General features: G+C 75.2%; 27 protein-coding genes. 5 read left to right on the forward strand and 22 right to left on the reverse strand.

Translation table 11 applies throughout. The features are described 5' to 3' along the window. Positions 1-8: 8 nt before the first annotated feature. The 15 genes from tsaD to GOBS_RS21870 form a co-directional block, all read right to left on the reverse strand. Entirely contained in the window at positions 9-1046 is a 1038-nt protein-coding gene (gene tsaD / locus GOBS_RS21800; RefSeq protein WP_012950430.1) for a tRNA (adenosine(37)-N6)-threonylcarbamoyltransferase complex transferase subunit TsaD, read from the reverse strand. Beyond that, positions 1039-1491: a ribosomal protein S18-alanine N-acetyltransferase gene (rimI, locus tag GOBS_RS21805; RefSeq protein WP_012950431.1), complete on the reverse strand. Its 453-nt coding sequence runs from the start codon at positions 1489-1491 to the stop codon at positions 1039-1041. Before rimI ends, tsaD begins: the two co-directional genes overlap by 8 nt. Before the next feature lie 73 nt (positions 1492-1564). Continuing rightward, positions 1565-2203, reverse strand: coding sequence for a tRNA (adenosine(37)-N6)-threonylcarbamoyltransferase complex dimerization subunit type 1 TsaB (gene tsaB / locus GOBS_RS21810; RefSeq protein WP_012950432.1), 639 nt, complete (start codon positions 2201-2203; stop codon positions 1565-1567). Between the two features lie 24 nt (positions 2204-2227). Next, the gene (locus tag GOBS_RS21815; protein ID WP_279432661.1) at positions 2228-2650 is read right to left on the reverse strand and encodes an NUDIX domain-containing protein; all 423 of its coding nucleotides are present in this window, start codon (positions 2648-2650) and stop codon (positions 2228-2230) included. Continuing rightward, the gene (tsaE, locus tag GOBS_RS21820; RefSeq protein ID WP_041241621.1) at positions 2620-3075 is read right to left on the reverse strand and encodes a tRNA (adenosine(37)-N6)-threonylcarbamoyltransferase complex ATPase subunit type 1 TsaE; all 456 of its coding nucleotides are present in this window, start codon (positions 3073-3075) and stop codon (positions 2620-2622) included. The genes GOBS_RS21815 and tsaE overlap by 31 nt, the downstream gene beginning before the upstream one ends. Beyond that, a complete protein-coding gene (locus GOBS_RS21825) occupies positions 3072-3695 on the reverse strand; it encodes a uracil-DNA glycosylase (protein ID WP_012950435.1) in 624 nt (207 codons plus the stop codon). Before GOBS_RS21825 ends, tsaE begins: the two co-directional genes overlap by 4 nt. Beyond that, positions 3692-4885 carry an alpha/beta fold hydrolase gene (locus tag GOBS_RS21830; RefSeq protein ID WP_012950436.1) on the reverse strand — a complete coding sequence of 398 codons (1194 nt, stop codon included), beginning with the start codon at positions 4883-4885 and terminating at the stop codon, positions 3692-3694. Before GOBS_RS21830 ends, GOBS_RS21825 begins: the two co-directional genes overlap by 4 nt. Continuing rightward, entirely contained in the window at positions 4885-6021 is a 1137-nt protein-coding gene (alr, locus tag GOBS_RS21835) for an alanine racemase (protein WP_012950437.1), read from the reverse strand. Before alr ends, GOBS_RS21830 begins: the two co-directional genes overlap by 1 nt. A gap of 73 nt (positions 6022-6094) precedes the next feature. Beyond that, positions 6095-7552 (reverse strand): bifunctional ADP-dependent NAD(P)H-hydrate dehydratase/NAD(P)H-hydrate epimerase, encoded by a 1458-nt coding sequence (locus tag GOBS_RS21840; protein WP_012950438.1) that lies wholly within the window; start codon positions 7550-7552, stop codon positions 6095-6097. Beyond that, a complete protein-coding gene (locus tag GOBS_RS21845) occupies positions 7549-7941 on the reverse strand; it encodes a holo-ACP synthase (RefSeq protein WP_012950439.1) in 393 nt (130 codons plus the stop codon). The genes GOBS_RS21840 and GOBS_RS21845 overlap by 4 nt, the downstream gene beginning before the upstream one ends. A 191-nt stretch (positions 7942-8132) precedes the next feature. Continuing rightward, positions 8133-10001, reverse strand: a complete 1869-nt coding sequence (gene glmS / locus GOBS_RS21850; RefSeq protein ID WP_012950440.1) for a glutamine--fructose-6-phosphate transaminase (isomerizing) — start codon at positions 9999-10001, stop codon at positions 8133-8135. 75 nt (positions 10002-10076) lie between these two features. After that, positions 10077-11420 (reverse strand): phosphoglucosamine mutase, encoded by a 1344-nt coding sequence (glmM, locus tag GOBS_RS21855; RefSeq protein WP_012950441.1) that lies wholly within the window; start codon positions 11418-11420, stop codon positions 10077-10079. Between the two features lie 11 nt (positions 11421-11431). Then, a complete protein-coding gene (rpsI, locus tag GOBS_RS21860; RefSeq protein ID WP_012950442.1) occupies positions 11432-11851 on the reverse strand; it encodes a 30S ribosomal protein S9 in 420 nt (139 codons plus the stop codon). Then, positions 11848-12291, reverse strand: coding sequence for a 50S ribosomal protein L13 (gene rplM / locus GOBS_RS21865; protein WP_012950443.1), 444 nt, complete (start codon positions 12289-12291; stop codon positions 11848-11850). The genes rpsI and rplM overlap by 4 nt, the downstream gene beginning before the upstream one ends. 146 nt (positions 12292-12437) lie before the next feature. Next, positions 12438-12932, reverse strand: coding sequence for a beta-class carbonic anhydrase (locus GOBS_RS21870; RefSeq protein ID WP_012950444.1), 495 nt, complete (start codon positions 12930-12932; stop codon positions 12438-12440). A gap of 238 nt (positions 12933-13170) precedes the next feature. Between GOBS_RS21870 and moeA the strand changes: the two genes are divergently transcribed. From moeA to GOBS_RS21885, 3 genes are read left to right on the forward strand one after another with little or no spacing between them, the layout of a single operon-like run. Next, positions 13171-14373 (forward strand): molybdopterin molybdotransferase MoeA, encoded by a 1203-nt coding sequence (gene moeA, locus GOBS_RS21875; protein WP_049788454.1) that lies wholly within the window; start codon positions 13171-13173, stop codon positions 14371-14373. Continuing rightward, complete coding sequence (gene moaC, locus GOBS_RS21880; protein ID WP_012950446.1) at positions 14370-14837, forward strand: cyclic pyranopterin monophosphate synthase MoaC; 468 nt, start codon at positions 14370-14372, stop codon at positions 14835-14837. Before moeA ends, moaC begins: the two co-directional genes overlap by 4 nt. Further along, complete coding sequence (locus tag GOBS_RS21885; protein WP_012950447.1) at positions 14834-15331, forward strand: MogA/MoaB family molybdenum cofactor biosynthesis protein; 498 nt, start codon at positions 14834-14836, stop codon at positions 15329-15331. The genes moaC and GOBS_RS21885 overlap by 4 nt, the downstream gene beginning before the upstream one ends. A gap of 145 nt (positions 15332-15476) precedes the next feature. Here the strand turns inward: GOBS_RS21885 and fdhD are convergent, their stop codons facing one another. Beyond that, the gene (gene fdhD / locus GOBS_RS21890) at positions 15477-16307 is read right to left on the reverse strand and encodes a formate dehydrogenase accessory sulfurtransferase FdhD (protein WP_012950448.1); all 831 of its coding nucleotides are present in this window, start codon (positions 16305-16307) and stop codon (positions 15477-15479) included. A 41-nt stretch (positions 16308-16348) separates the two neighbouring features. Between fdhD and mobA the strand changes: the two genes are divergently transcribed. After that, the gene (gene mobA / locus GOBS_RS21895; protein WP_012950449.1) at positions 16349-16966 is read left to right on the forward strand and encodes a molybdenum cofactor guanylyltransferase; all 618 of its coding nucleotides are present in this window, start codon (positions 16349-16351) and stop codon (positions 16964-16966) included. Between the two features lie 9 nt (positions 16967-16975). After that, complete coding sequence (locus GOBS_RS21900) at positions 16976-17638, forward strand: NAD(P)H-binding protein (protein WP_012950450.1); 663 nt, start codon at positions 16976-16978, stop codon at positions 17636-17638. Between the two features lie 19 nt (positions 17639-17657). Here GOBS_RS21900 and truA read toward each other — a convergent pair whose 3' ends face one another. From truA to rpsK, 6 genes are all read right to left on the reverse strand, one after another. Continuing rightward, positions 17658-18440, reverse strand: a complete 783-nt coding sequence (truA, locus tag GOBS_RS21905; protein ID WP_243697571.1) for a tRNA pseudouridine(38-40) synthase TruA — start codon at positions 18438-18440, stop codon at positions 17658-17660. A gap of 73 nt (positions 18441-18513) precedes the next feature. Continuing rightward, complete coding sequence (locus GOBS_RS21910) at positions 18514-18897, reverse strand: hypothetical protein (protein ID WP_012950452.1); 384 nt, start codon at positions 18895-18897, stop codon at positions 18514-18516. Further along, positions 18894-19583, reverse strand: a complete 690-nt coding sequence (gene rplQ, locus GOBS_RS29955) for a 50S ribosomal protein L17 (RefSeq protein WP_012950453.1) — start codon at positions 19581-19583, stop codon at positions 18894-18896. The genes GOBS_RS21910 and rplQ overlap by 4 nt, the downstream gene beginning before the upstream one ends. Before the next feature lie 253 nt (positions 19584-19836). Continuing rightward, positions 19837-20913, reverse strand: coding sequence for a DNA-directed RNA polymerase subunit alpha (locus tag GOBS_RS21920; RefSeq protein WP_012950454.1), 1077 nt, complete (start codon positions 20911-20913; stop codon positions 19837-19839). A 139-nt stretch (positions 20914-21052) separates the two neighbouring features. Next, the gene (gene rpsD, locus GOBS_RS21925; RefSeq protein WP_012950455.1) at positions 21053-21679 is read right to left on the reverse strand and encodes a 30S ribosomal protein S4; all 627 of its coding nucleotides are present in this window, start codon (positions 21677-21679) and stop codon (positions 21053-21055) included. 32 nt (positions 21680-21711) lie between these two features. Next, a complete protein-coding gene (gene rpsK, locus GOBS_RS21930; protein ID WP_012950456.1) occupies positions 21712-22119 on the reverse strand; it encodes a 30S ribosomal protein S11 in 408 nt (135 codons plus the stop codon). Between the last annotated feature and the right edge of the window lie 7 nt (positions 22120-22126).

The following is a 22126-nucleotide window of genomic DNA, read 5'->3' on the forward strand; positions in this document are numbered from 1 at the left end:
GTCCTCTCTCAGCGGGTGACGACGTCGATCGGCAGGGAGCTGTCCGCGCCGACGTCCGGGGCCGACGGCGCGACCCCGGCCTCGACCAGCCGCGAGCCGAGTGCGGCGACCATCGCGCCGTTGTCGGTGCACAGCCGCGGGCTGGGCACCCGCAGCACGATGCCGGCCGCGGCGCACCGCTCCTCGGCCAGGGCGCGCAGCCGGGAGTTGGCCGCCACGCCGCCGCCGAGCACCAGGTGGTCGACGCCGTGGTCGCGGCAGGCGCGCACCGCCTTGGCGGTCAGCACGTCGGCGACCGCCTCCTGGAACGACGCCGCGACGTCGGCCACCGGCACCGGCTCCCCCGCCCGCTGCCGGGCCTCGACCCACCGGGCGACGGCGGTCTTCAGCCCGGAGAACGAGAAGTCGTAGGGGGCGTCGCGGGGACCGGTGAGCCCGCGCGGGAAGCCGATCGCCGCCGGGTTCCCCTCGCGCGCGGCCCTGTCGATCGGCGGGCCGCCGGGGAACGGCAGGCCGAGCACGCGGGCCACCTTGTCGAAGGCCTCCCCCGCCGCGTCGTCGATGGTGCGGCCCAGCGACTGCACCTCGCGGGCTAGGTCGGGCACCAGCAGCAGCGAGCTGTGCCCACCTGACACCAGCAGGGCCAGCGACGGCTCGGCCAGCCTGCCGTGCTGCAGCTCGTCGACGGCCACGTGCGCGGCCAGGTGGTTGACGCCGTACAGCGGCTTGTCCAGCGCCAGCGCGTACGCCTTGGCCGCGGCCAGCCCGACCAGCAGCGCACCGGTGAGCCCGGGCCCCGCCGTCACCGCGACGGCGTCGACGTCGGAGGTGCGCACCCCGGCCTCGGCCAGCGCGCGGTGCACGGTCGGCACCATCGCCTCCAGGTGCGCCCGCGAGGCGATCTCGGGCACCACCCCGCCGAAGCGCTCGTGCTCGGCCACCGAGGTGGCCAGCGCGTCGGACAGCAGCGTGCGCCCGCGCACCAGGCCGACGCCGGTCTCGTCGCACGAGGTCTCGAACCCGAGCACCAACGGCTGGTCAACCACGCAACTTCTCCCGCTTCATCACGACGGCGTCCGTGCCGCTCGGCTGGTAGTAGCGCGGGCGCCGGCCGACCTCGGTGAACCCGCGTCGCCGGTACAGCCCCTGCGCCACCTCGTTGTCGGCGCGCACCTCGAGCAGCACCACCGGGCTGCGCCGGTCGGCCTCGGCCAGCAGTGCGTCGAGCAGCTTGGCGCCGATCCCCTCGCCCTGCCGGTCCTCCGCCACCCCGATCGTGGCCACGTGCGCCTCGTCGTCGTAGGCGATCAGCCCGGCGTAGCCGACGACCCGGTCGCCGTCCTCGGCCACCAGGTAGGAGCGGGTGTCGGTGCGCGAGAGCTCGTCGCGGTACATCGCCCGGGTCCAGGTGTCCGGGGCGAACAGCTGCTCCTCGAGCTCCAGGACGGCGTCCAGGTCGGCCAGCCGCATCGGTCGCAGCCGCGCGCTCACCCGTCCTCCTCGGTGGCGCTCGTCGGCCGGGTGCGCGCTGCTGCTCTGCTCGTGCACGAGCTCGCACGCTCGCTCACGTGGTGGTCACCGGCTTGAACGACGTCGGTGGGACGGCGTCCGGGCGGCGCAGGTACAGCGGCACCAGCGGGGCGGCGGACGACGGATCGGCCAGCTGCGGCGCCGCCGCCCGGACCAGGCCTGCCGTCGTCACCTCGGCCGGGACGACCTCGACGCCCAGCCGCTCGGCGAACCGGGCGTCCCCCACGACCGGGCCGGCGACCGCCAGCTCCTCCGGGCGTGCCACGCCCGGGCCGTCGGCGCGGGAGCCGTCGGCGGCGTAGGCGGCCCAGTAGACCTCCTTGCGGCGGGCGTCGGTCACGACCGTGCGCGCACCGGAGCCGACCGCGTCCAGCGAGCAGACGCCCACGACGGGGAGCCCGCGGGCGTCGCCGAGCGCGGCAGCGGTGACCACCCCGACGCGCAGCCCGGTGAAGGGTCCGGGACCGAGTCCCGTCACGACGGCGTCGACGCCGGCGAGCGCGAGCCCGGCGTCGCGCAACACCTCGGTGACCGCGACGGTGAGCAGCTCGGCGTGCCGGTTGCCCGACGGCACCGCCCGCTCGGCGAGCACCTCGGTCGCGCCGTCCGGGGACCACCGGGCGAGGCCCGCGACCAGCGTCGGCGTGGCGGTGTCGAGGGCGAGGACGAGCACGAACGCCCAGGTTAGTCCTGCGGCTCAGCCGCCTCCCGCGACCGCCCGCTGCAGGACGCCGACACAGGCAGGGTGCGCCAGGCGCAGCCCGGGCAGCCCCGCGGCGGTCACGCAGCGCAGCTCGTCGTGCTCGTGCGGCTGCAGGTTGCGCGGCTCGCCGTCCCACGCCCGGACCCCCCGGAGGGACAGGCACAGCTCGCCGTCCTCGAGGCGGGCCAGCGGCGCCGGGCCGCGGGGGACGACGCCGACCTCCTCGCGGAGCTCCCGGGCCAGCGCGGCCGGCTCGTCCTCACCCGGCTCGACGTGCCCGCCGGGGAGGTCCCACACGTCCGGGTACCAGCGGCGCTCCGGCAACCGGTGGCCCACCAGCACCGCGGTCCCGCGGACGGGGACCCCGGCGACGTCGTGGTGCGCGGTCAGGCCGAACCGTCCAGGCGCTGCTGCCAGCCGGGACCGTGCGGCACGAGCACCGCCGTCCGGACGTCGTCGTCGCGGCGGTCCAGCCGCACCTCGAGGTGCTCGTCGGCCAGCTGCTCGACCAGCCCCTGCCCCCACTCGACGACGGTCACCGACTCCTCGGTGGACGCGTCGAGGTCGAGGTCGTCGACGTCGGCGCCCCCGCCGAGGCGGTAGGCGTCGACGTGCACCAGCGGCAGCCGGCCGCCGCGGTGCACGCGGGAGATGACGAACGTCGGGGAGGTGACCGGTTCCCGCACCCCCAGCGCCGCGCCGAGACCCTGGGTCAGCGCCGTCTTGCCCGCGCCGAGCGGCCCGACGAGCACGACCAGGTCACCGGCGCGCACCACCGCGGCCAGCGCGGCGCCGAGCGCCCGGGTGTCGTCCGGGGTCGGCAGCACGTGCTCGCGCCTCACGCCAGGGTCCCCGCGACCGCGGTGAGGTCGGCCAACAGCCCGGCCCGCGGCGTCCCCTTCGGGCCGAACCGGATGGCCGCCGACGGGTGATAGGTGGCCCAGACCGCCCGGCCGTCGACGTCGTGCGCCCGGCCGCGGACCTCCGCCAGCACGGTGCGCGGGCCGAGGAACCACTTGGCCGACGACAGCCCCAGCGCGACGACGACCGGCGGGTCCAGCAGGTCCAGCTGGCGCCGCAGCCAGCCGCTGCAGCGGGCCACCTCCGAGGCCTTCGGCGTCCGGTTGCCCGGTGGGCGGCACTTCACCACGTTGAGCACGGCGGCCTCGGCGCGGTCCAGCCCGGCCTCGACCAGCAGCCGGTCGAGCAGCTGACCCGACTTCCCCACGAACGCCCGGCCGGTCTCGTCCTCGCTCGCCCCCGGCGCCTCGCCGACCAGGGCGAACCGCGGGCGCCCACCGGCCGGGACGTCGCCCACCACCACGTGCTGCCGGGTGGCGGCCAGCTCGGGGCAGGCCACGCAGGGGCGGGCCACGGCGGCCAGGGCCTCCCAGTCGGGCGCCGCGGCCGCGGTGCGGGCGACCTCCTCGGCGGCGGCGTCGAAGCGGGGCGGCCGGGTCACCGTCCCGCTCCCGTCGGGAGGTCGGCGACCACCCGGCGCAGCAGCGCCGACAGCGCGGCGGTCACCTCGTCGGGCTTCTCCAGCGGCACCATGTGGCCCGCCTCGTGGACGACGACGTGCTCGACGCCCTGTGCCCCAGGGCCGCCGAGCAGCTCCACGATCATGTCGCTGTGCTCCGGCGGGATCAGCGTGTCCTTGTCGCCGGTCAGCACCAGCACCGGGACGGCGCGCAGCGGCTGCAGGGCCGCCGTCTCGTCCAGGCCCGCCAGCGCCGGGTAGAACTCCGCGATCACCTCGACCGGGGTGCCCGCGATCATCGAGTCGACGTAGCGGCCGAGAGCCGGGTCGACGTCCTTCGACGCGAACGACAGCGACCACGTGACCTGGGAGATGAGGTCGGCGGCCAGCCGGCGGGTGCGCTCGGCGAGACCGGGACGCCGGCGCATCGTGAACGCCGCGATCGGCAGGACCGCCGCCCGCAGCCGGGTCAGCAGCTCCGGCATGCCGAAGTCCAGGTCGGAGAGGCCGCCGCTGGAGGTGCTCATCAGCGCCGCACCGACCACCCGCGTCCCGAACAGCTCCGGGCGCACCTCGGCCAGCGCCATCACCGTCATCCCGCCCATGGAGTGCCCCACCAGCACCACCGGCCCGGAGGGCACCCGGGCCCGCAGCACCGCGTGCAGGTCGCGGCCCAGCTGCTCCATGGTCGAGTGCTCGGCCGGCCCGCGGCCGGAGGCGCCGTGCCCGCGCTGGTCGTAGAACACCAGCCGCGCCGTCGGGCGCGAGCCGTTGGCGGTGGCCAGCGCCGCGCCCAGCGCCCGCCGCTGGAAGGTCCACGACGCCATCGACAGCGAGTAGCCGTGGCAGAAGACGACGGTCAGCGGGGCGTCGGTCGGCCCGACCTCCTCCACCGCGAGCAGCACGCCGTCGTCGGCGGTGACCAGCGCGGTGCGGTCGGCACGGCGGGACTGCGCGCCGAGCGGGTCGTCCTCGCGCAGCTCGGCGTCGGAGGCACCGGGTGGCAGCCCCGCCTTCGAGCCCAGCCGCTCGGCGCCCACCCGCCGGGCGGCGGCCCGGCTGACGGCGACCCCGACGGCGGTGCCGGCCGCAGCCAGACCGAGGACCGCGCCGACGACGCCGACCCGGTGGTGCGGGCGCGGCTGCCGCCCGGGGCGCTTGGCCGCCGCCATCAGACCGCCCCCGCCGAGCCGACGTACCGGCGGGTGAAGCGGCCGCCGATGCGGGTGACCAGCTCGTAGTGGATGCTGTCGACCGCGTCGGCCCAGTCCTGCGCCGTCGGCTCGCCGCGGTCCCCCGGCCCCCAGAGCACGACCTCGTCGCCGGCCCGCACCTCAGCGTCGCCGACGTCCAGGACGAACTGGTCCATGCACACGCGTCCGGCGATGGTCCGGTGCGCGCCGGCGGCGAGGACGGGCGCCCGGTTGCCCGCCGCCCGCGGCACACCGTCGGCGTAGCCGACCGGCACCAGCAGCAGCGTCGTCTCGCTCTCCGGGAAGTAGGTGTGGCCGTAGGAGACGCCGGCGCCGGCAGGCACCCGCTTGGTCAGTGCGGCGCGGGCGCGCACCGTCATCGCCGGCCGCAGCCCGTGGGCGGCCGGGTCCCCGCCGAGCGGGTCCAGGCCGTAGACGGCGATCCCCGGGCGGACCATGTCGTACCAGGTGTCCGGAAGTGCGACCGTCGCCGCGGAGTTGGCCAGGTGCAGCCGCGCCCCGGTCAGCCCCGCCGCACGGGCGATCGCCACGGCCTCCTCGAACACCCGCACCTGCGCGCCGATCGTCGGGTGGGTCGGGGCGTCGGCGTAGGCCATGTGGCTCCACAGGCCCACCACCGCCACCTCGCCGTCGTCCTGCGCCCGCGCCGCCGCGGCGACGAGGCCGGGCCAGTCGGCCTCGGTCGCGCCCTCGCGGGACAGCCCGGTGTCGGCGAACAGGTGCAGCTGCGCGGTGCGGCCGGTGGCGCGGGCGGCCGCGACGACCTCGGCGAGGGCCCACTCGGCGTTGACCGACACCTCGACGTCGGCGGTCAACGCGGCGGCGTAGTCGGTGCCCGGGGTGTGCAGCCAGGAGAGCAGCGGGACGGTCACGCCCGCCGCGCGGAGCGCGAGCGCCTCCTCCAGGACCGCGACCCCCAGCGCGTCGGCTCCCCCGGCCAGGGCCGCCCGCGCCGAGGGGACCAGGCCGTGGCCGTATCCGTCGGCCTTCACTACCGCCATCAGCGGCCGGCCGACGCGCTCGCGCAGCGCCGCGGTGTTGGCGGCGATGGTGTCGAGGTCGACGACCACCTCGGCCCGGGCTCGCTGCGTCACGTCCCCTCCTCGCTGGCGCTCGTCGACGACGTGCCGGTCCGTGGTGTGCCTCCGCGTGACCTCGCTGGCTCGGTCACGTGCCCGAGTCTCCCAGCCTCCCCGCGGGCGCCCGGCGCAGGAGGCCCAGCGTGGCCGGCAGCCGGCGGACGAGGTCGCCGGCGATCAGCGGCCCCTCCTCCGCGGCCAGCCGTCCGGCCCGCCCGTGCACGTGCGCGCCCACCGCCGCCGCCTCGTCGGCCGGCAGGCCGGTGGCCAGCAGCGCGCCGGTGATGCCGGAGAGGACGTCGCCGGTGCCGGCGGTGGCCAGCCACGGCGTGCCGGTGCCGTTGACGTACGCGGTGCCGCCCGGCGCGGCGACGACGGTGGCGTCGCCCTTGAGCAGGACGACGGCGCCCAGGTCGGCGGCCAGCCGGCGGGCCGCGCCGACCCGGTCGTCCCCCACCTCGGTGCCGAAACGGGCGAACTCGCGGTCGTGCGGGGTCAGCACGGTCGGCGCCGACCGCTGCCGGACGAGCTCGGGGTCCTGCGCGGCCATGGTCAGCGCGTCGGCGTCCACCAGCACCGGCAGGTCGGTGGCGAGCACCTCGGCCAGCACGCTGCGGGCGTCGCCGTCAGTGCCCATCCCGGGCCCCACCACCCACGCCTGCACGCGCCCGGCGTCCCCCGGCCGGCCCTCGGTGACGATCACCTCCGGCCACGCGGCCCGCACACCGGCGGCCGCCGTCCCGGCGTAGCGGACCAGCCCCGGCCGTGCGCGCAACGCCGCCCCCGTGCACAGCACCGCCGCGCCCGGGTAGGTCGAGGAGCCCGCGACGACCCCGACGACGCCCTGCGTGTACTTGTCGTCCTCGCCGCCCGGCGGGCGGATGCGCATGGCGACGTCGGCGTCCGTGAGCTGGTGCGTGCCGGCCGGCGGGAGGTCGAGCCCGATGTCCACGAGGTGGACCACCCCGGCGTACCCGCGGCCCTCCCCCACCACCAGCCCGGTCTTCAGCGCGCCGAAGGTGACGGTGTGCTGCGCCGGGAAGGCCGGCCCGGGGACCGCCCCCGTGTCGGCGTCCACCCCGCTGGGGACGTCGACGGCGACCATGAGACCCGGCCCGGTGGCGGCCCGCTCGACCAGCGCGGCGGCCGACGGGCGCAGCCCCCCGCGGCCGCCGGTGCCGACTATCCCGTCGAGGACCAGGTCGGCGCGCTCGAGCCCGGTGTCCCCGTCGGGGCCGGTGACCCGTCCGCCCGCGGCGCGCAGCGCGGCCAGGCCGGCGACGTGGGCCCGCTCCGCGTCCAGCAGGACGGCGGTGACCCGGGCGCCGCGGCGGGCGAGGTGCGCCCCGGCGAAGAGCGCGTCCCCGCCGTTGTTGCCGGCGCCGACGAGCGCGGTGACCCGGGTGCCGTGCGCCCGCCCGAGGAGCTCCAGGCAGACCGTGGCCAGGCCGGTCGCCGCCCGCTGCATGAGCGTGCCCTCCGGGGTGCCGGCCAGCAGCGGCTCCTCGGCGGCGCGTACCTCGGCGGCCGTGTACAGCCCGATCACGACGGCTCCTCCCCGCCCGGCACGCCCTCGGCGACCACCACCGCCGAGGCGATGCCGCCGTCGTGGCTCAGCGACAGGTGCCAGGTGGTGATGCCGAGCTGCGCCGCCCGGCCGGCCACCGAGCCCCGGATCTCCAGGTGCGGCCGGCCGTGCTCGCCGACGGTGACCTCGGCGTCGTGCCAGCGCAGGGCACCGGGCGCACCGAGCGCCTTGGCGACGGCCTCCTTGGCCGCGAAGCGAGCGGCCAGGGACTCACCCGTGCGCGCGGTGCCGCTGGGCGTGCGCTGCTCCTCTGCGGTGAACAGCCGGTCGCGCAGGCCCGGGGTGCGGGTCAGCGACTCGGCGAAGCGGTCGACCGGCACGACGTCGATCCCGACCCCGATGATCACCGGGTCAGTCTGCCGTGCCGCCGTCCGTGTCGCCGTCGCGGGTCCGGGCTCACGATCGGTGGTGAGCCAGGACGCGCGACGACCACCTCAGCTGATCGTCGCGGGGAGCGTCACTCGACGGTGCCCCCGCGTCGGTTGCGCTCCGCTCCGCTCCTCGCTCGCTGGCGCTCGCTGCGGTGCTCACGGGAGCGTCACTCGACGGTGACGCTCTTGGCCAGGTTGCGCGGCTGGTCGACGTCGTAGCCGCGGGTGTCGGCGATCTCGCAGGCGAGCACCTGCAGCGGCACCGTCGTCACGATCGGCGCCAGCAGCGTGGGCGTGCGGGGCACCCGGATGACGTGGTCGGCGTAGGGCAGGACGTCGTCGTCGCCCTCCTCGGCGATCACGATGGTGCGCGCCCCGCGGGCACGCACCTCCTGGATGTTCGACACGACCTTGCCGTGCACCGACTCCCGCGAGCGCGGCGACGGGACGACGACCACGACCGGCGTCCCCTGGTCGATCAGCGCGATCGGCCCGTGCTTGAGCTCCCCGGCGGCGAAGCCCTCGGCGTGGATGTACGCCAGCTCCTTGAGCTTCAGCGCGCCCTCCAGGGCCACGGGGAAGCCCACGTGCCGGCCCAGGAACAGGATCGTGTCGGCGTCGGCCAGTGACCGGCCCAGCTCGCGCACCGGCTCCATCTGGGTGAGCACCTGCTCGACGGCCTGCGGCAGCCCGCGGATGTCCTCGACGATCGCGGCGACCTCGTCGGTGTACTTGATGCCGCGGATCTGGGCGAGGAAGAGCCCGACCAGGTAGCAGGCGACGATCTGCGCCAGAAAGCTCTTGGTCGACGCGACGGCGATCTCGGGACCGGCGTGGGTGTAGAGGACGGCGTCGGACTCCCGCGGGATGGTCGAGCCGTTGACGTTGCAGATCGCCAGCACGCGGGCCTTCTGGTCCTTGGCGTGCCGCAGCGCCATGAGGGTGTCCATCGTCTCGCCGGACTGGCTGATGACGACGACCAGCGTGGACCGGTCGAGCACCGGGTCGCGGTAGCGGAACTCGCTGGCGACCTCGACCTCGACCGGGATGCGGGTCCAGTGCTCGATGGCGTACTTGGCGATCAGGCCGGCGTGGTACGAGGTGCCGCAGGAGACGACGAAGACCTTGTCGATGTCGCGCAGGTCCTGGTCGGTGAGCCGGACCTCGTCGAGCACCAGCCGGCCGTCGTCGCCGAGCCGGCCCAGCAGGGTGTCGGCGACCGCCTGCGGCTGCTCGGCGATCTCCTTGAGCATGAACCAGTCGTGTCCGCCCTTCTCGGCGGCCGCGGCGTCCCAGTTCACGGTGTAGGCGGTGGGCTCGACGACGGTGCCGCCGAAGTCGGTGACCGTGAGCCCGCGGTTGCGGTCGATCTCGACGACCTGGTCCTGGCCGAGCTCGCGGGCCTCGCGGGTGTGCGCGATGAAGGCGGCGACGTCGGAGCCGAGGAAGTACTCGCCGTCGCCGTCGCCGACGCCGACGACCAGCGGGCTGTTGCGGCGCGAGGCGACGAGGGTGTCGGGCTCGTCGGCGTGCGAGGCGACCAGGGTGAACGCCCCCTCGAGCCGGCGGCTGACCGCGCGCATCGCCTCGGCCAGGCGGCCCGGCCCCTCCGGCGTCGCGTCGTAGGTGGCCGCCAGCAGGTGGGCGGTGACCTCGGTGTCGGTCTCGGAGGCGAACTCGACGCCGGCCGTCTCGCACTCGGCGCGCAGCGCGGCGAAGTTCTCGATGATCCCGTTGTGGATCACCGCGACCTTGCCGTCCGCCGACAGGTGCGGGTGCGCGTTGCGGTCGGTCGGCCCGCCGTGGGTCGCCCAGCGGGTGTGCCCGATGCCGATCGTCGACTCGGGCAGGGGCGAGTCGGCGAGGGCCTTCTCCAGGTTGGCCAGCTTGCCGGCCTTCTTCGCCGTGGCCTGCCCGCCGTCAGCGAGGACGGCGACGCCCGCCGAGTCGTAGCCCCGGTACTCCAGCCGGCGCAGACCCTCCAGGACGACGTCCAGAGCGTTCTGCGGGCCGACGTATCCCACGATGCCGCACATTCCATCGAGGTTACCGGCGAGACCGGCCGGACCCGTCCCTCGCACGAGTGGAACGCGCCGGATGTGACGCGAGCGTCAGTCGACCGCCGCGACGATGTCGGCGAGGCGCCTGGCGATGGCGTCGGCGCGCTCCTGGGTCGGCGCCTCGACCATCACCCGCACCAGCTGCTCGGTGCCCGAGGGGCGCAGCAGCACCCGGCCGTCGTCCCCCAGCTCGGCCTCGCACCGGTTGACCGCCGCGGCGACCTCGTCGCTCTCCACGACCGCCAGCCGGTCGCGCACCGGCACGTTGACCAGGGTCTGCGGCAGCCGCTGCACCACCGAGGCCAGCTCCGCCAGCGACGAGCCGGTCTCCGCCATCCGGGACAGCAGCGACAGCCCGGTGAGCAGCCCGTCGCCGGTCGTGGCGTGATCGAGGAAGACCAGGTGACCGCTCTGCTCGCCGCCCAGGCTCAGCCCGTGCGCCCGCAGCGCCTCCAGCACGTACCGGTCGCCGACCGCGGTGGTGTGCACCGCGATGCCGGCGTCGCGCATGGTGTGGTGGAAGCCGAGGTTGCTCATGACCGTCGCGACGACGGTGTCTCCGGTGAGCCGGCCGTGCTCGTGCAGCCCCAGCGCGCAGACCGCGAGGATCGCGTCGCCGTCGACGACGTCGCCCTCGGCGGTGACCGCCAGGCAGCGGTCGGCGTCACCGTCGTGCGCGATGCCGAGGTCGGCACCGTGCGCCCGCACGGCGTCGGTCAGCGGGCCGAGGTGGGTGGAGCCGATGCCGTCGTTGATGTTCCAGCCGTCGGGCTCGCCGCCGATCACGTGCACGGTGGCGCCGGCCCGCCGGTAGACCTCGGGCGCGCACACCGCGGCCGAGCCGTGGGCGCAGTCGACGACGAGGGTGAGGCCGGACAGCGGCCGGGCGACGGTCGAGAGCAGGTGCTCGACGTACACCGCACCGGCGTCCGGCAGGTCGGAGACCCGGCCGATCGCGGCGCCGGTGGGGCGTGGCCCGTCGGTCTGCTCGGCGGTCACGGCCTGCTCGATGGCGGCCTCGACGGCGTCGGGCAGCTTGTGGCCGCCGTGGCTGAAGAGCTTGATGCCGTTGTCGGGCATCGGGTTGTGACTGGCGGAGATCATCACGCCGAGGTCGGCGCCGGTGTGCGCGGTGAGGTGGGCGATCGCCGGGGTGGGCAGCACCCCGGCCCGCAGCACCTGCGCACCGGCGCTGGCGAGGCCCGCCACGACGGCGGCCTCGAGCATCTCCCCACTGGCGCGGGGGTCACGGCCGACGACCGCGACGGGACGCTGGGTCCCGTCGCGGTCGGCGAGCACGCCGGCAGCAGCACGTGCCACCGAGAGGGCCAACTCCGGCGTGAGGTCGGCGTTGGCCCGACCCCGGACGCCGTCGGTCCCGAAGAGGCGACCCACGGGCGTACCGGTCAGCGCTTCGAGTACTGAGGCGCCTTGCGGGCCTTCTTGAGCCCGTACTTCTTGCGCTCGGTGACGCGGGGGTCCCGGGTCAGGAAGCCGGCCTTCTTCAGGGCCGGGCGGTCCTCGGCCTCGACGGCGATGAGCGCGCGGGCGATCGCCAGGCGCAGCGCGCCGGCCTGACCGCTGACGCCGCCACCCCGGAGGATGCCGACGACGTCGTACTGCTCGGTCCGCTCGACGGTCACGAACGGCTCACGGATGAGCTGCTGGTGCACCTTGTTCGGGAAGTACTCCTCGATGGTGCGGCCGTTCAGCCGGAACTGGCCGGTGCCCGGCAGCAGGCGCACGCGGACGATGGCCTCCTTGCGCCGGCCGACGGTCTGCACCGGACGCCCCTCGGCGTCGGTCACGGTGAGGGCGGTCGTCACTGGGCCACCTGCTTGATCTCGTAGGTCTGGGGCTGCTGGGCGGCGTGCGGGTGCTCGGGCCCGGCGTACACCTTCAGCTTCTTGAGCATCTGACGGCCCAGGCTGTTGTGCGGCAGCATGCCCTTGATCGCGCGCTCGACGACGCGGTCGGGGTGCGTGCGCAGCTGGTCGCCGACGGGGATCCGCTTGAGGCCACCCGGGTAGCCGGAGTGGCGGTAGGCGACCTTCTCGTCCCGCTTGGAGCCGGTGAGGGCCACCTTCCCGGCGTTGACGATGACGACGAAGTCGCCGACGTCCACGTGCGGGGCGTACTGGGGCTTGTGCTTGCCGCGGAGCAGGATCGCGGTCTGGCTGGCGAGTCGACCGAGCACCACGTCGGTGGCGTCGATGACGTGCCAGGCCCGGCTGACCTCGCCGGGCTTCGGGGTGTACGTGCGCACGGCGCTCGTGTCCTCCGTCGTCGTCGGATCGGCTGGTGGGATCGCCTCACCGAGCACGGGAGACGGGACGGCACGCGGGCACCAGCCGGCCAGCGCGCCAGCCGATCACGATACCAGTCGGCTCGCCGGCCCCTCCGGGCCGCGGGTCAGCCCTCGACGACGACCTCGCTCAGCAGCCCGGTCGCGACGTCGTAGACCGAGCCGCGGACCTCGTGCGAGAGCAGGTAGGGGCTCTCGTGGATCAGCCGCATCGACTCGCGCACGTCCTCGTCGGCGTCGCGGAAGGCACGCACCGCCCACGGTGGGCGGCGCCCGGTCGCCTGCTCGACGAGGTCGGCGAAGGAGTTGTCGTCCGTGGCCTGCAGACCGCACTGGGTGTGGTGCACGAGCAGGATCTCGCGGGTCCCCAGCACGTGCTGCGAGACGGTGAGGGAGCGGATGACGTCCTCGGTGATGACGCCACCGGCGTTGCGGATGACGTGCGCGTCGCCGACCTCGAGACCGAGCATGGGGAACAGGGGCATCCGGGAGTCCATGCAGGCCACCACGGCGACGCGCCGGGCCGGACGCACGTCCCTGGAGCCGGGGAACCGCTCCGCCCACTCGGCGTTGGCCGCCAGCATCCGGTCGATCTCGCTCATGTCCACCCCTCTGTCCACCCGTCGGTCTGCAGGGACCCTAACCGGGAGCGCGACAGCCCCGGACCCGTCCGACGACCGCAACTCCGGGGTCCTGGGGTCGAGCAGCCGCCGGTCCCGGGCGTGGCCGCGGTGCGCAGCACGAGGTCGCGGCCCACCCGGCCCAGGACCAGGACGTCGACCACCGGCTCACCTGCCCCGGTGTCCCTGCCGTCTGTGCGCCCGGCACCGATCGGTCAGGATGTGGCCCGTGCGCACGGTCGAGGAACACCAGGCGGTCGTCGCGGCGCTCCTCGCCCCGCTGGGCGGGGAGGAGGTGCCGCTGGCGGCCGCGCACAACCGGGTCCTCGCCCGGGACGTGACCGCGCAGGTGTCGCTGCCCGGCTTCGACAACTCCGCGATGGACGGCTACGCCGCGCGCTCGGCCGAGCTCGCCGCGCTCCCGGTGCGGCTGCCCGTCGCGGACGACGTCCCGGCCGGGCGCACCGACGTCCACCCGCTCGCGCCCGGCACCGTGCAGCGGATCATGACCGGCGCCCCCCTGCCCGACGGTGCCGACGTCGTCGTCCCGGTCGAGCTCACCGACGGCGCGACCGACGTCGTGGAGATCCGCGACGCCCCCGCCGCCGGCACCCACCTGCGGCACGCCGGGGAGGACATCACCGCCGGCACCGTCGCGCTGACCGCCGGCACCCCGCTCGGTGCCGCGCAGCTGGGCCTCGCGGCTGCCGTCGGCGCGACGACCCTGGAGGTGCACCGCCGCCCCCGCGTGCTCGTGCTCTCCACCGGCAGCGAGCTGGTCGACCCCGGCGAGCCGCTGCTGCCCGGGCAGATCTACGAGTCGAACTCCGCGCTGCTGGTGGCCGCCGTCGAGGACGCCGGCGGGACCGGGCGGCGGCTGCACTTCGTCCCCGACGACGTCGACCAGTTCCTCGCCACCGTGCGCGCCGAGCTCGCGACCGCCGACCTGCTCATCACCAGCGGCGGGGTCAGCGCCGGCGCCTACGAGGTCGTCAAGGACGCCTTCCGGGAGCTGGGCACCGTCGAGTTCGTCAAGGTCGCGATGCAGCCCGGCGGCCCCCAGGGCGCCGGCACGGTGGACGGCGTCCCCGTGGTCACCCTGCCCGGCAACCCGGTGAGCTCGTTCGTCTCCTTCGAGGTCTTCGTCCGGCCGGCGCTGCGCCGCGCCCTCGGCCACGCCGCACCCGGCCGGCTGCGCGCCCCCGCGACGCTGACCGCGCCGCTGCGCTCCCCCGCCGGGCGTCGCCAGTTCCTGCGCGGCCGCTACGACGCCGGCACCGTCTCCCAGGTCGGCGGGCCCGGGTCCCACCTGGTCGCCCACCTGGCCCGCGCCAACTGCCTGGTCGTCGTCCCCGAGGACGTCACCGAGCTGCCCGCCGGCGCCCCGGTGGACGTCGTCCTGATCGAAGGAGCGCTGCAGTGAACGAGCTGACGCACGTCGACGAGACCGGCGCGGCCCGGATGGTCGACGTCTCCGCCAAGCCGGTCACCGCCCGGGAGGCGACGGCCGCCGGCCGGGTGCTGGTCAGCCCCGAGGTGGTGGCGCTGCTGCGCGGCGAGGGGGTGCCCAAGGGGGACGCCGTGGCCGTGGCCCGGATCGCGGGCATCGCCGGGGCCAAGCGGACGCCGGACCTCGTGCCGCTGTGCCACCCCATCGCCCTGCACGGCGTCACCGTGGACGTGACCGTGGCCGACGACGCCGTCGAGATCGTCGCCACCGCGCGCACCGCCGACCGCACCGGCGTGGAGATGGAGGCCCTCACCTCGGTCGCCGTCGCCGGGCTGACCGTCATCGACATGGTCAAGGCCGTCGACCCGCGCGCCGCGATCACCGACGTCCGGCTGCTGGCCAAGTCCGGCGGCAAGAGCGGGGAGTGGCGGCGGTGAACGCCGCGCTCCCGGACGACGCCCGCGCCGTCGTCGTCACCGCGTCCAACCGCGCCTCCGCCGGCGTCTACGCGGACCGCAGCGGGCAGGCCCTCGCCGAGGGGCTGCGCGCGCTCGGGTTCACCGTCGAGGGGCCGCACGTGCGCCCCGACGACGCCGCCGAGCTGGAGGTGGTGCTGCTGGAGGCGATCGGCTCCGGCGCGGACGTCGTCGTCACCACCGGCGGCACCGGGCTGTCCCCCACCGACGTCACCCCCGAGGCCACCCGCCGCGTGCTCGACCGCGAGGCGCCGGGCATCGCCGAGGCGGTCCGCCGGTACGGGGAGGGCAAGGTGCCGACCTCGGTGCTGTCCCGCGGGATCGCCGGCACCGCCGGGCGCACGCTGGTCGTCAACCTGCCAGGCTCCACCGGCGGTGTGCGGGACGGCCTCGCCGTCCTCGGCCCGCTGCTCCCCCACGTGGTCTCGCAACTGCGCGGCGGCGACCACGCCTGATGTCGTCCTACCGGACGACACCGCGGCCGGGTGCCGTCCCCGGCCCGCGCTGAGCCCGGCCTGACGGCTCGTCGTGGAGGCTCCGGCCCCCACTCCCCGCGTCACCCTCGCGGGGCGGCTCACGGAAGCAGGCGTCGCCCTCGGCTCACTCCTCCACGACGATCCGCTCGGTGCGGGTGTAGACGTTGCAGCCGTCGCCGCGGAGGAAACCGACCAGGGTGATGCCGACGTCGGCCGCCAGCTCGACCGCCAGGGACGACGGCGCCGACACCGCCGCGAGCACCGGGATGCCGGCCATCGCCGCCTTCTGCGTCAGCTCGAAGCTGGCCCGTCCGCTGACCATCAGCACGTGCCCGGCCAGCGGCAGCCGCCCCTGGCGCACCGCGTCGCCGACGACCTTGTCGACGGCGTTGTGCCGGCCGACGTCCTCGCGCAGGGCCACCAGCTCCCCGTCGGCGGTGAACAGCCCCGCCGCGTGCAGCCCGCCGGTCTTGTCGAACACCTGCTGGGCGGCGCGGAGCCGGTCGGGCAGCGCGAGCAGCGTCGGCAGCGGCAGCCGGACGTCGTCCCCGGCGACGTCGTGGCGCGTCTTGGTGCGGATCGCGTCGATGCTGGCCTTGCCGCACACGCCGCAGGAGCTGGACGTGTAGAAGTTCCGGTCCAGGGCGGTGTCCGGCGGCTCCACGCCGGGCGCCAGGTCGACGTCGACGACGTTGTAGGTGTTCCGGCCGTCCTCGTCGACGGAGTTGCAGTAGCGCAGCCCGGCGATGTCGTCGGCCGACCCGATCACCGCCTCCGTGGCCAGGAAGCCGTGCACCAGGTCGAAGTCGTCGCCCGGCGTGCGCATGGTGACCGCCAGCGCCTTCCCGGCCAGCCGGATCTCCAGCGGTTCCTCGGCCGCCACGGTGTCCGGGCGGGTGCTGTGCGCCGCGCCGCGGATCCGCAGCACCGGCGTCCGGCTCGTCACTCGTCCCACGGAGGGCGACGGTACCCACGTCCGGGTCCTACGGTCACAGCGTGGCCGCGCTCCCGCCCTTCGCCGCCGTCGTCCTCGCCGGCGGCCGCGCGGCACGGATGGGCGGCCAGGCCAAGCCGCAGCTGGACGTCGGCGGCCGCACCATCCTCGGGGCAGTGCTGGCCGCCGTCCCCGACGCCGCGCCGCGCATCGTCGTCGGCCCGCCCCAGCCGGTGCCGGCCGACGTCGTCGTCGTGCGGGAGGACCCGCCGCGCGGGGGTCCGGTGGCCGCGATGCGGGCGGGCCTGGCGCACGTCCCGACCGAGGTGGTGGCGCTGCTCGCCGGCGACCTGCCGTTCCTCACCGCCGGGCTGGTCGGGGGGCTGCGCGAGCGGCTCACCGGCGACGGCGTGCTCGTCGTCGACGACACCGGCCGGGACCAGCTGCTGCTCGGGGTGTGGCGGACGGCGGCCCTGCGCGCCGCGGTCGCCGACGTCGACGGGCCCACCTCGGTGCGCCGGGTGCTCGCCCCGCTGGCCGTGCGGCGGCTGCACCCCGAGGTCGGGTCCGGTCAGCCGCCGCCGTGGACCGACTGCGACACCCCGGCCGACCTGGCCCGCGCCCGGGCCGCCGCCGCCCGGCTCGGTCCCCGCCGGGTACCCCGCCGTCCCCAGGGGTAGGGCTCCTCCATGCGCATCGTCATCGCCGGTGCCCACGGGCAGGTCGCCCGCCGCCTCGGCCGCCTGCTGTCCGGCCGCGGCGACACGGCGGTCGGCATCATCCGCAACCCCGCGCACTCCGACGACCTCCGCGCCGACGGGGTGGAGCCGGTCGTCATCGACCTCGAGCAGGCCCCCGTCGACCGGGTCGCCGAGGTGGTGTCGGGTGCCGACGCCGTCGTCTTCGCCGCCGGTGCCGGCCCGGGCAGCGGCGAGGCCCGCAAGCACACGGTCGACAAGGGCGCGGCGCTGCTGCTCGCCGATGCCGCCGAGCGGGCCGGCGTGCGGCCCTACCTGCTGGTGTCGTCGATGGGCGTCGAGCAGGCCCGCCAGGGGACGCCGCGGGGCATGGACCCGGCGTTCGCCGTCTACCTGCAGGCCAAGCTGGCCGCCGAGGACGCGATCCTGCCCCGGCCCGCGCTCGACACGGTGATCCTGCGGCCCGGCAGGCTGACCGACGAGCCGGGCACCGGCCGGGTCACCCTCGAGCACGGCGTCGAGTACGGCGAGGTACCGCGGGACGACGTCGCCGCGGTGCTGGTCGCGCTGCTGGACGCCGGGAAGACCGACGAGGTCGTCGAGCTGGTCAGCGGCGACACCCCGATCGAGGAAGCCGTCGCCGCCCTGCCGTGAGGAAGGACCTCGTCCTCCGTCAGGAGCGGAGGCCCCGGGTGAGCACCGCGCGGGCCGCCAGCTCGTCGTCCGGTGGGTAGTCGACCCCCACCAGGGTCAGCCCGCCGGGCGGGACGACGGGCACCTCGCTGGAGCGCTCCGTGCTCGTCAGCAGCGCCGCCGGCCACTCCGGCGGACGACGGCCCTCCCCCACCGCCGTGAGGGCGCCGACGAGGCTGCGCACCATCGAGTGGCAGAAGGCGTCCGCGGAGGCCCGGACGGTCACCAGGTCGCCCTCGCGGGTCACCGCCAGGGTCAGCAGCGTGCGGATCGTCGTCGCGCCCTCCCGCCGCCGGCAGAAGGCGGCGAAGTCGTGCAGGCCCAGCAGGAGTTCTGCGGCGACCGCCATCGCGTCGGCGTCCAGCCGCCGGGGCCAGCCGACCGTGTCGGCGCGGCGCAGCGGCGGCGGACCGCTGTCGGCATCGGTGAGCCGGTAGACGTAGTGCCGGCGCAGCGCCCCGAAGCGGGCGTCGAAGTCCCGCGGCGCCTCCTCGACCGTGTGGACGGCGATGTCGGGCGGCAGCACACCGCGCAGCCGGCGCACCAGCCGGGGCCGCTGTTCCGCCCACACGGCACGGGGGACGTCGCCGTGCGCGACCTGGCCGGTGGCGTGCACCCCGGCGTCCGTGCGTCCGGCCACGGTCAGCGAGACCGGCTGCCGCAGCACCCGGCTCAGGGCCTCCTCGAGGTCGCCCTGCACCGTCCGCTGCGCCGGCTGACGGGCCCAGCCGTGCAGCGCGGTGCCGTCGTAGGCGATCCCCAACCGGAGACGGACGAGCCCGCCACCGGGTGCGGTGGCGGGCTCGTCAGCAGTGCTGGGGGTGGTCAGCGACCGCTCACTGGGGGTCGGGAGCGGCCTCGCCCCCGGGGGCCTGCAGGCCCGCGGTCGCGGCGTCGCCGAGCTCGGCGGCCTCGATCTCGGCGGCGGCCGCGCGGGCCACGTCCGGGGAGAGCGCCGGGTCGTCGACGACGGCGATGTTCTCGCGCTGCGGCTCCGGGGTGACGTCGGCGTCGTCCTGACGCTCGCCGTCCGGGTTGAAGACGTCCGCGACGACCGCCTGGGCCTCGGGGTCGACGTCGCCGGAGGTCACGGCCGGCGAGGTGTCGCCGCCGGGTCCGGTGGTCTCGCCCGCGAAGGTCGCTCCCTGGTCACCGCCACCGACGGAGACCCCGGCGGCACCGGCAGGGGCGCCCTCGCCGGGGTTCTGTCGCTCGCTCACCGCGCGCCGTCCGTGCCCTCGGCGTCGTTCGGGGACTCGGCGTCGGTGGCCACGGTCTCGGTGGTCGCGTCCGCGTCGCTCGCGGCGGTCGCGCCCGCGGCGTCGTCCGTGTCGACGGCCTCGGCGTCGGTGGCCACGGCGTCGGTGGCCACGGCGTCGGTGGCCACGGCGTCGGTGGCCACGGCGTCGGTGGCCTCGGCGTCAGCAGACGCCAGCGCGTCGGCGGTGACCTCACCGGCGGCGGACGCGGCGCCCGCCCCCGAGGCCGCACCGGCGAAGCGGGTGCCCCGGGCGCGCTCGGCCTCGCCGACGGCCTGCTGGGCCACGGTCTGGCCCTCGACCAGCTCGATGACCGCCATGGGGGCGTTGTCGCCCTTGCGGGGGCCCACCTTGGTGATGCGGGTGTAGCCGCCGGGACGGTCCGCGAAGCGCGGCCCGATCTCGGCGAACAGCGTGTGGACGACGTCCTTGTCCCGGATCGTGGTCATCACCTGACGGCGGGCGTGCAGGTCACCGCGCTTGGCGAAGGTCACCAGCTTCTCGGCCAGGGGACGCAGCCGCTTGGCCTTCGCCTCGGTGGTGGTGATCCGCCCGTGCTCGAACAGCGACGTGGCCAGGTTGGCCAGCATCAGCCGCTCGTGCGCGGGGGAACCGCCGAGACGGGGGCCCTTGGTGGGGGTGGGCATGTCGGTCCTTCCTCAGCTGCCGGGCCGCGGTGCCGGCTGCGTGCCGTGATGTGCTGGTCTCTCGTGCGCGGAGCGCGGGTGGTGCATCCGAGCCAGTGTGGCGGGCTCGGCAGCGGGGCCGGACGGCGGGTTCCCCGCCGTCCGGCCCGGCCCCGCTGCAGGATCCCGCCGTGGCCCCGTCCAGGGCCCACCCTGAGCTCGCGAAGGGTGGGGAGGACGGGGTCCTCCCACGGTGGGGACAGCGGGGTCCTCCTCAGAGCTGCTCGGTCTCCTGGTAGGTGCCGTCGTCGTACTGCACCTGGTCGTAGCCGGCGGCGAACTCGCCGTGGCCCTGGTAGGCGTCGGTCTCGTAGCCCTCGTCGTAGCTCTCGACCGAGGTGGGGATGAACCCGGGCGGGCTGTCCTTGAGCGCCAGGCCCATGGCCGCCAGCTTCATCTTGACCTCGTCGATGGACTTGGCACCGAAGTTCCGGATGTCCAGCAGGTCGGCCTCGGAACGGGTGACGAGCTCCCCGACGGTGTGCACGCCCTCGCGCTTGAGGCAGTTGTAGGACCGGACGGTGAGGTCCATGTCCTCGATCGGCATCGAGAAGTTCGCGATGTCGGCGGCCTCGGCCGGGCTCGGGCCGACCTCGATGCCCTCGGCGTCGATGTTCAGCTCGCGCAGCAGGCCGAAGAGCTCGACCAGGGTGGAGCCGGCGCTGGCGATCGCGTCACGCGGGGCGATCGACGGCTTGGTCTCGACGTCGACGACGAGGCGGTCGAAGTCGGTCCGCTGCTCGACACGGGTGGCCTCGACGGCGTAGGTCACCTTGAGGACCGGCGAGTAGATCGAGTCGACGGGGATCCGGCCGATCTCCTGGCCGGGCTGCTTGTTCTGCGGCGCCGGCACGTAGCCGCGGCCCCGCTCGACGACCAGTTCGATCTCCAGCCGGCCCTTGCCGTTCAGGGTGGCGATGTGCAGCTCGGGGTTGTGCACCTCGACACCGGCCGGGGGCGCGATGTCGGCGGCTGTGACCTCGCCGGGGCCCTGCTTGCGCAGGTACATGGTCACCGGCTCGTCGGAGTCGGAGCTGACGACCAGACCCTTGAGGTTCAGGATGATCTCGGTGACGTCCTCCTTGACGCCCGGCACGGTGGTGAACTCGTGCAGGGTGCCCTCGATCCGGATGCTGGTGACAGCAGCGCCGGGGATCGACGACAGGAGGGTGCGGCGCAGCGAGTTGCCGAGGGTGTAGCCGAAGCCGGGCTCCAGCGGCTCGATGACGAACCGCGAGCGCTGCTCGGAGATGGTCTCCTCGGTCAGCGTGGGGCGCTGTGCGATGAGCATGGTGGTGTTCTCCTCCAGGTCCTCCGGCGACCGCCATATGACGCCGTGAGGGGGTGGTGCAGGCCCCGGCGGACATCTGTCCGCCCGCCGGGGCCGACCTGGTGCAGGGACCGGGGTCCCTGCACCAGGCGGCGAGCTGCTACTTGGAGTAGAGCTCGACGATCAGCTGCTCCTGGACCGGGGTGTCGATCACCTGGCGGGCCGGGACGCTGTGGACCAGCACGCGCAGCTGGCTGCTGATGACCTCCAGCCACGGCGGCACGGGGCGCTCGCCGGCACGGGCCTGGGCGATCTCGAAGGGCAGCATCCGCCGCGACTTCTCGGCGACCTCGATGATGTCGTTGGAGGCGACCCGGTACGACGGGATGTCGACCTTGCGGCCGTTGACCCGGATGTGACCGTGGCGCACCAGCTGGCGGGCCATGTCGCGGGACTCGGCGAAGCCGGCCCGGTACACGACGTTGTCCAGGCGCGACTCGAGGATCTGCAGCAGGACCTCACCGGTCTTGCCCGACTTCTTGTTGGCCTCTTCGTAGTAGCCGCGGAACTGCTTCTCGAGGACGCCGTAGATGCGGCGCGCCTTCTGCTTCTCGCGCAGCTGCAGCAGGTACTCGCTGTCCTTGCTGCGGCCCCGGCCGTGCTCGCCCGGCGGGTAGGGCCGGATCTCGATCGGGCACTTCGGGGACTCGCACTTGCTGCCCTTGAGGAACAGCTTCATCTTCTCGCGCCGGCACATGCGGCAGTCGGCTCCGGTGTAACGGGCCACGTGTCTTTACCTTCGCTCTCGTCGGTGGCCGGTCAGACCCGGCGGCGCTTCTTGGGGCGGCAGCCGTTGTGCGGCTGCGGGGTCACGTCCTGGATCTGGCCGACCTCAAGGCCGGTGGCCTGGAGGGACCGGATGGCGGTCTCACGGCCGGAGCCGGGGCCCTTGACGAAGACGTCGACCTTGCGCATGCCGTGCTCCTGCGCCTTGCGCGCGGCGTTCTCGGCAGCCATCTGCGCGGCGAACGGCGTGGACTTGCGCGAGCCCTTGAAGCCGACGTGGCCGGCGGAGGCCCAGCTGATCACGTTCCCGGTGGGGTCGGTGATCGACACGATCGTGTTGTTGAAGGTGCTCTTGATGTGCGCGGCGCCGTGGGCGACGTTCTTCTTCTCCTTGCGGCGGACCTTCTTGGCACCAGCCGCGGCGCGAGCCCTGGGAGGCATGTCTCTC

It is taken from the genome of Geodermatophilus obscurus DSM 43160 (genome assembly GCF_000025345.1).
Lineage (GTDB): Bacteria > Actinomycetota > Actinomycetes > Mycobacteriales > Geodermatophilaceae > Geodermatophilus > Geodermatophilus obscurus.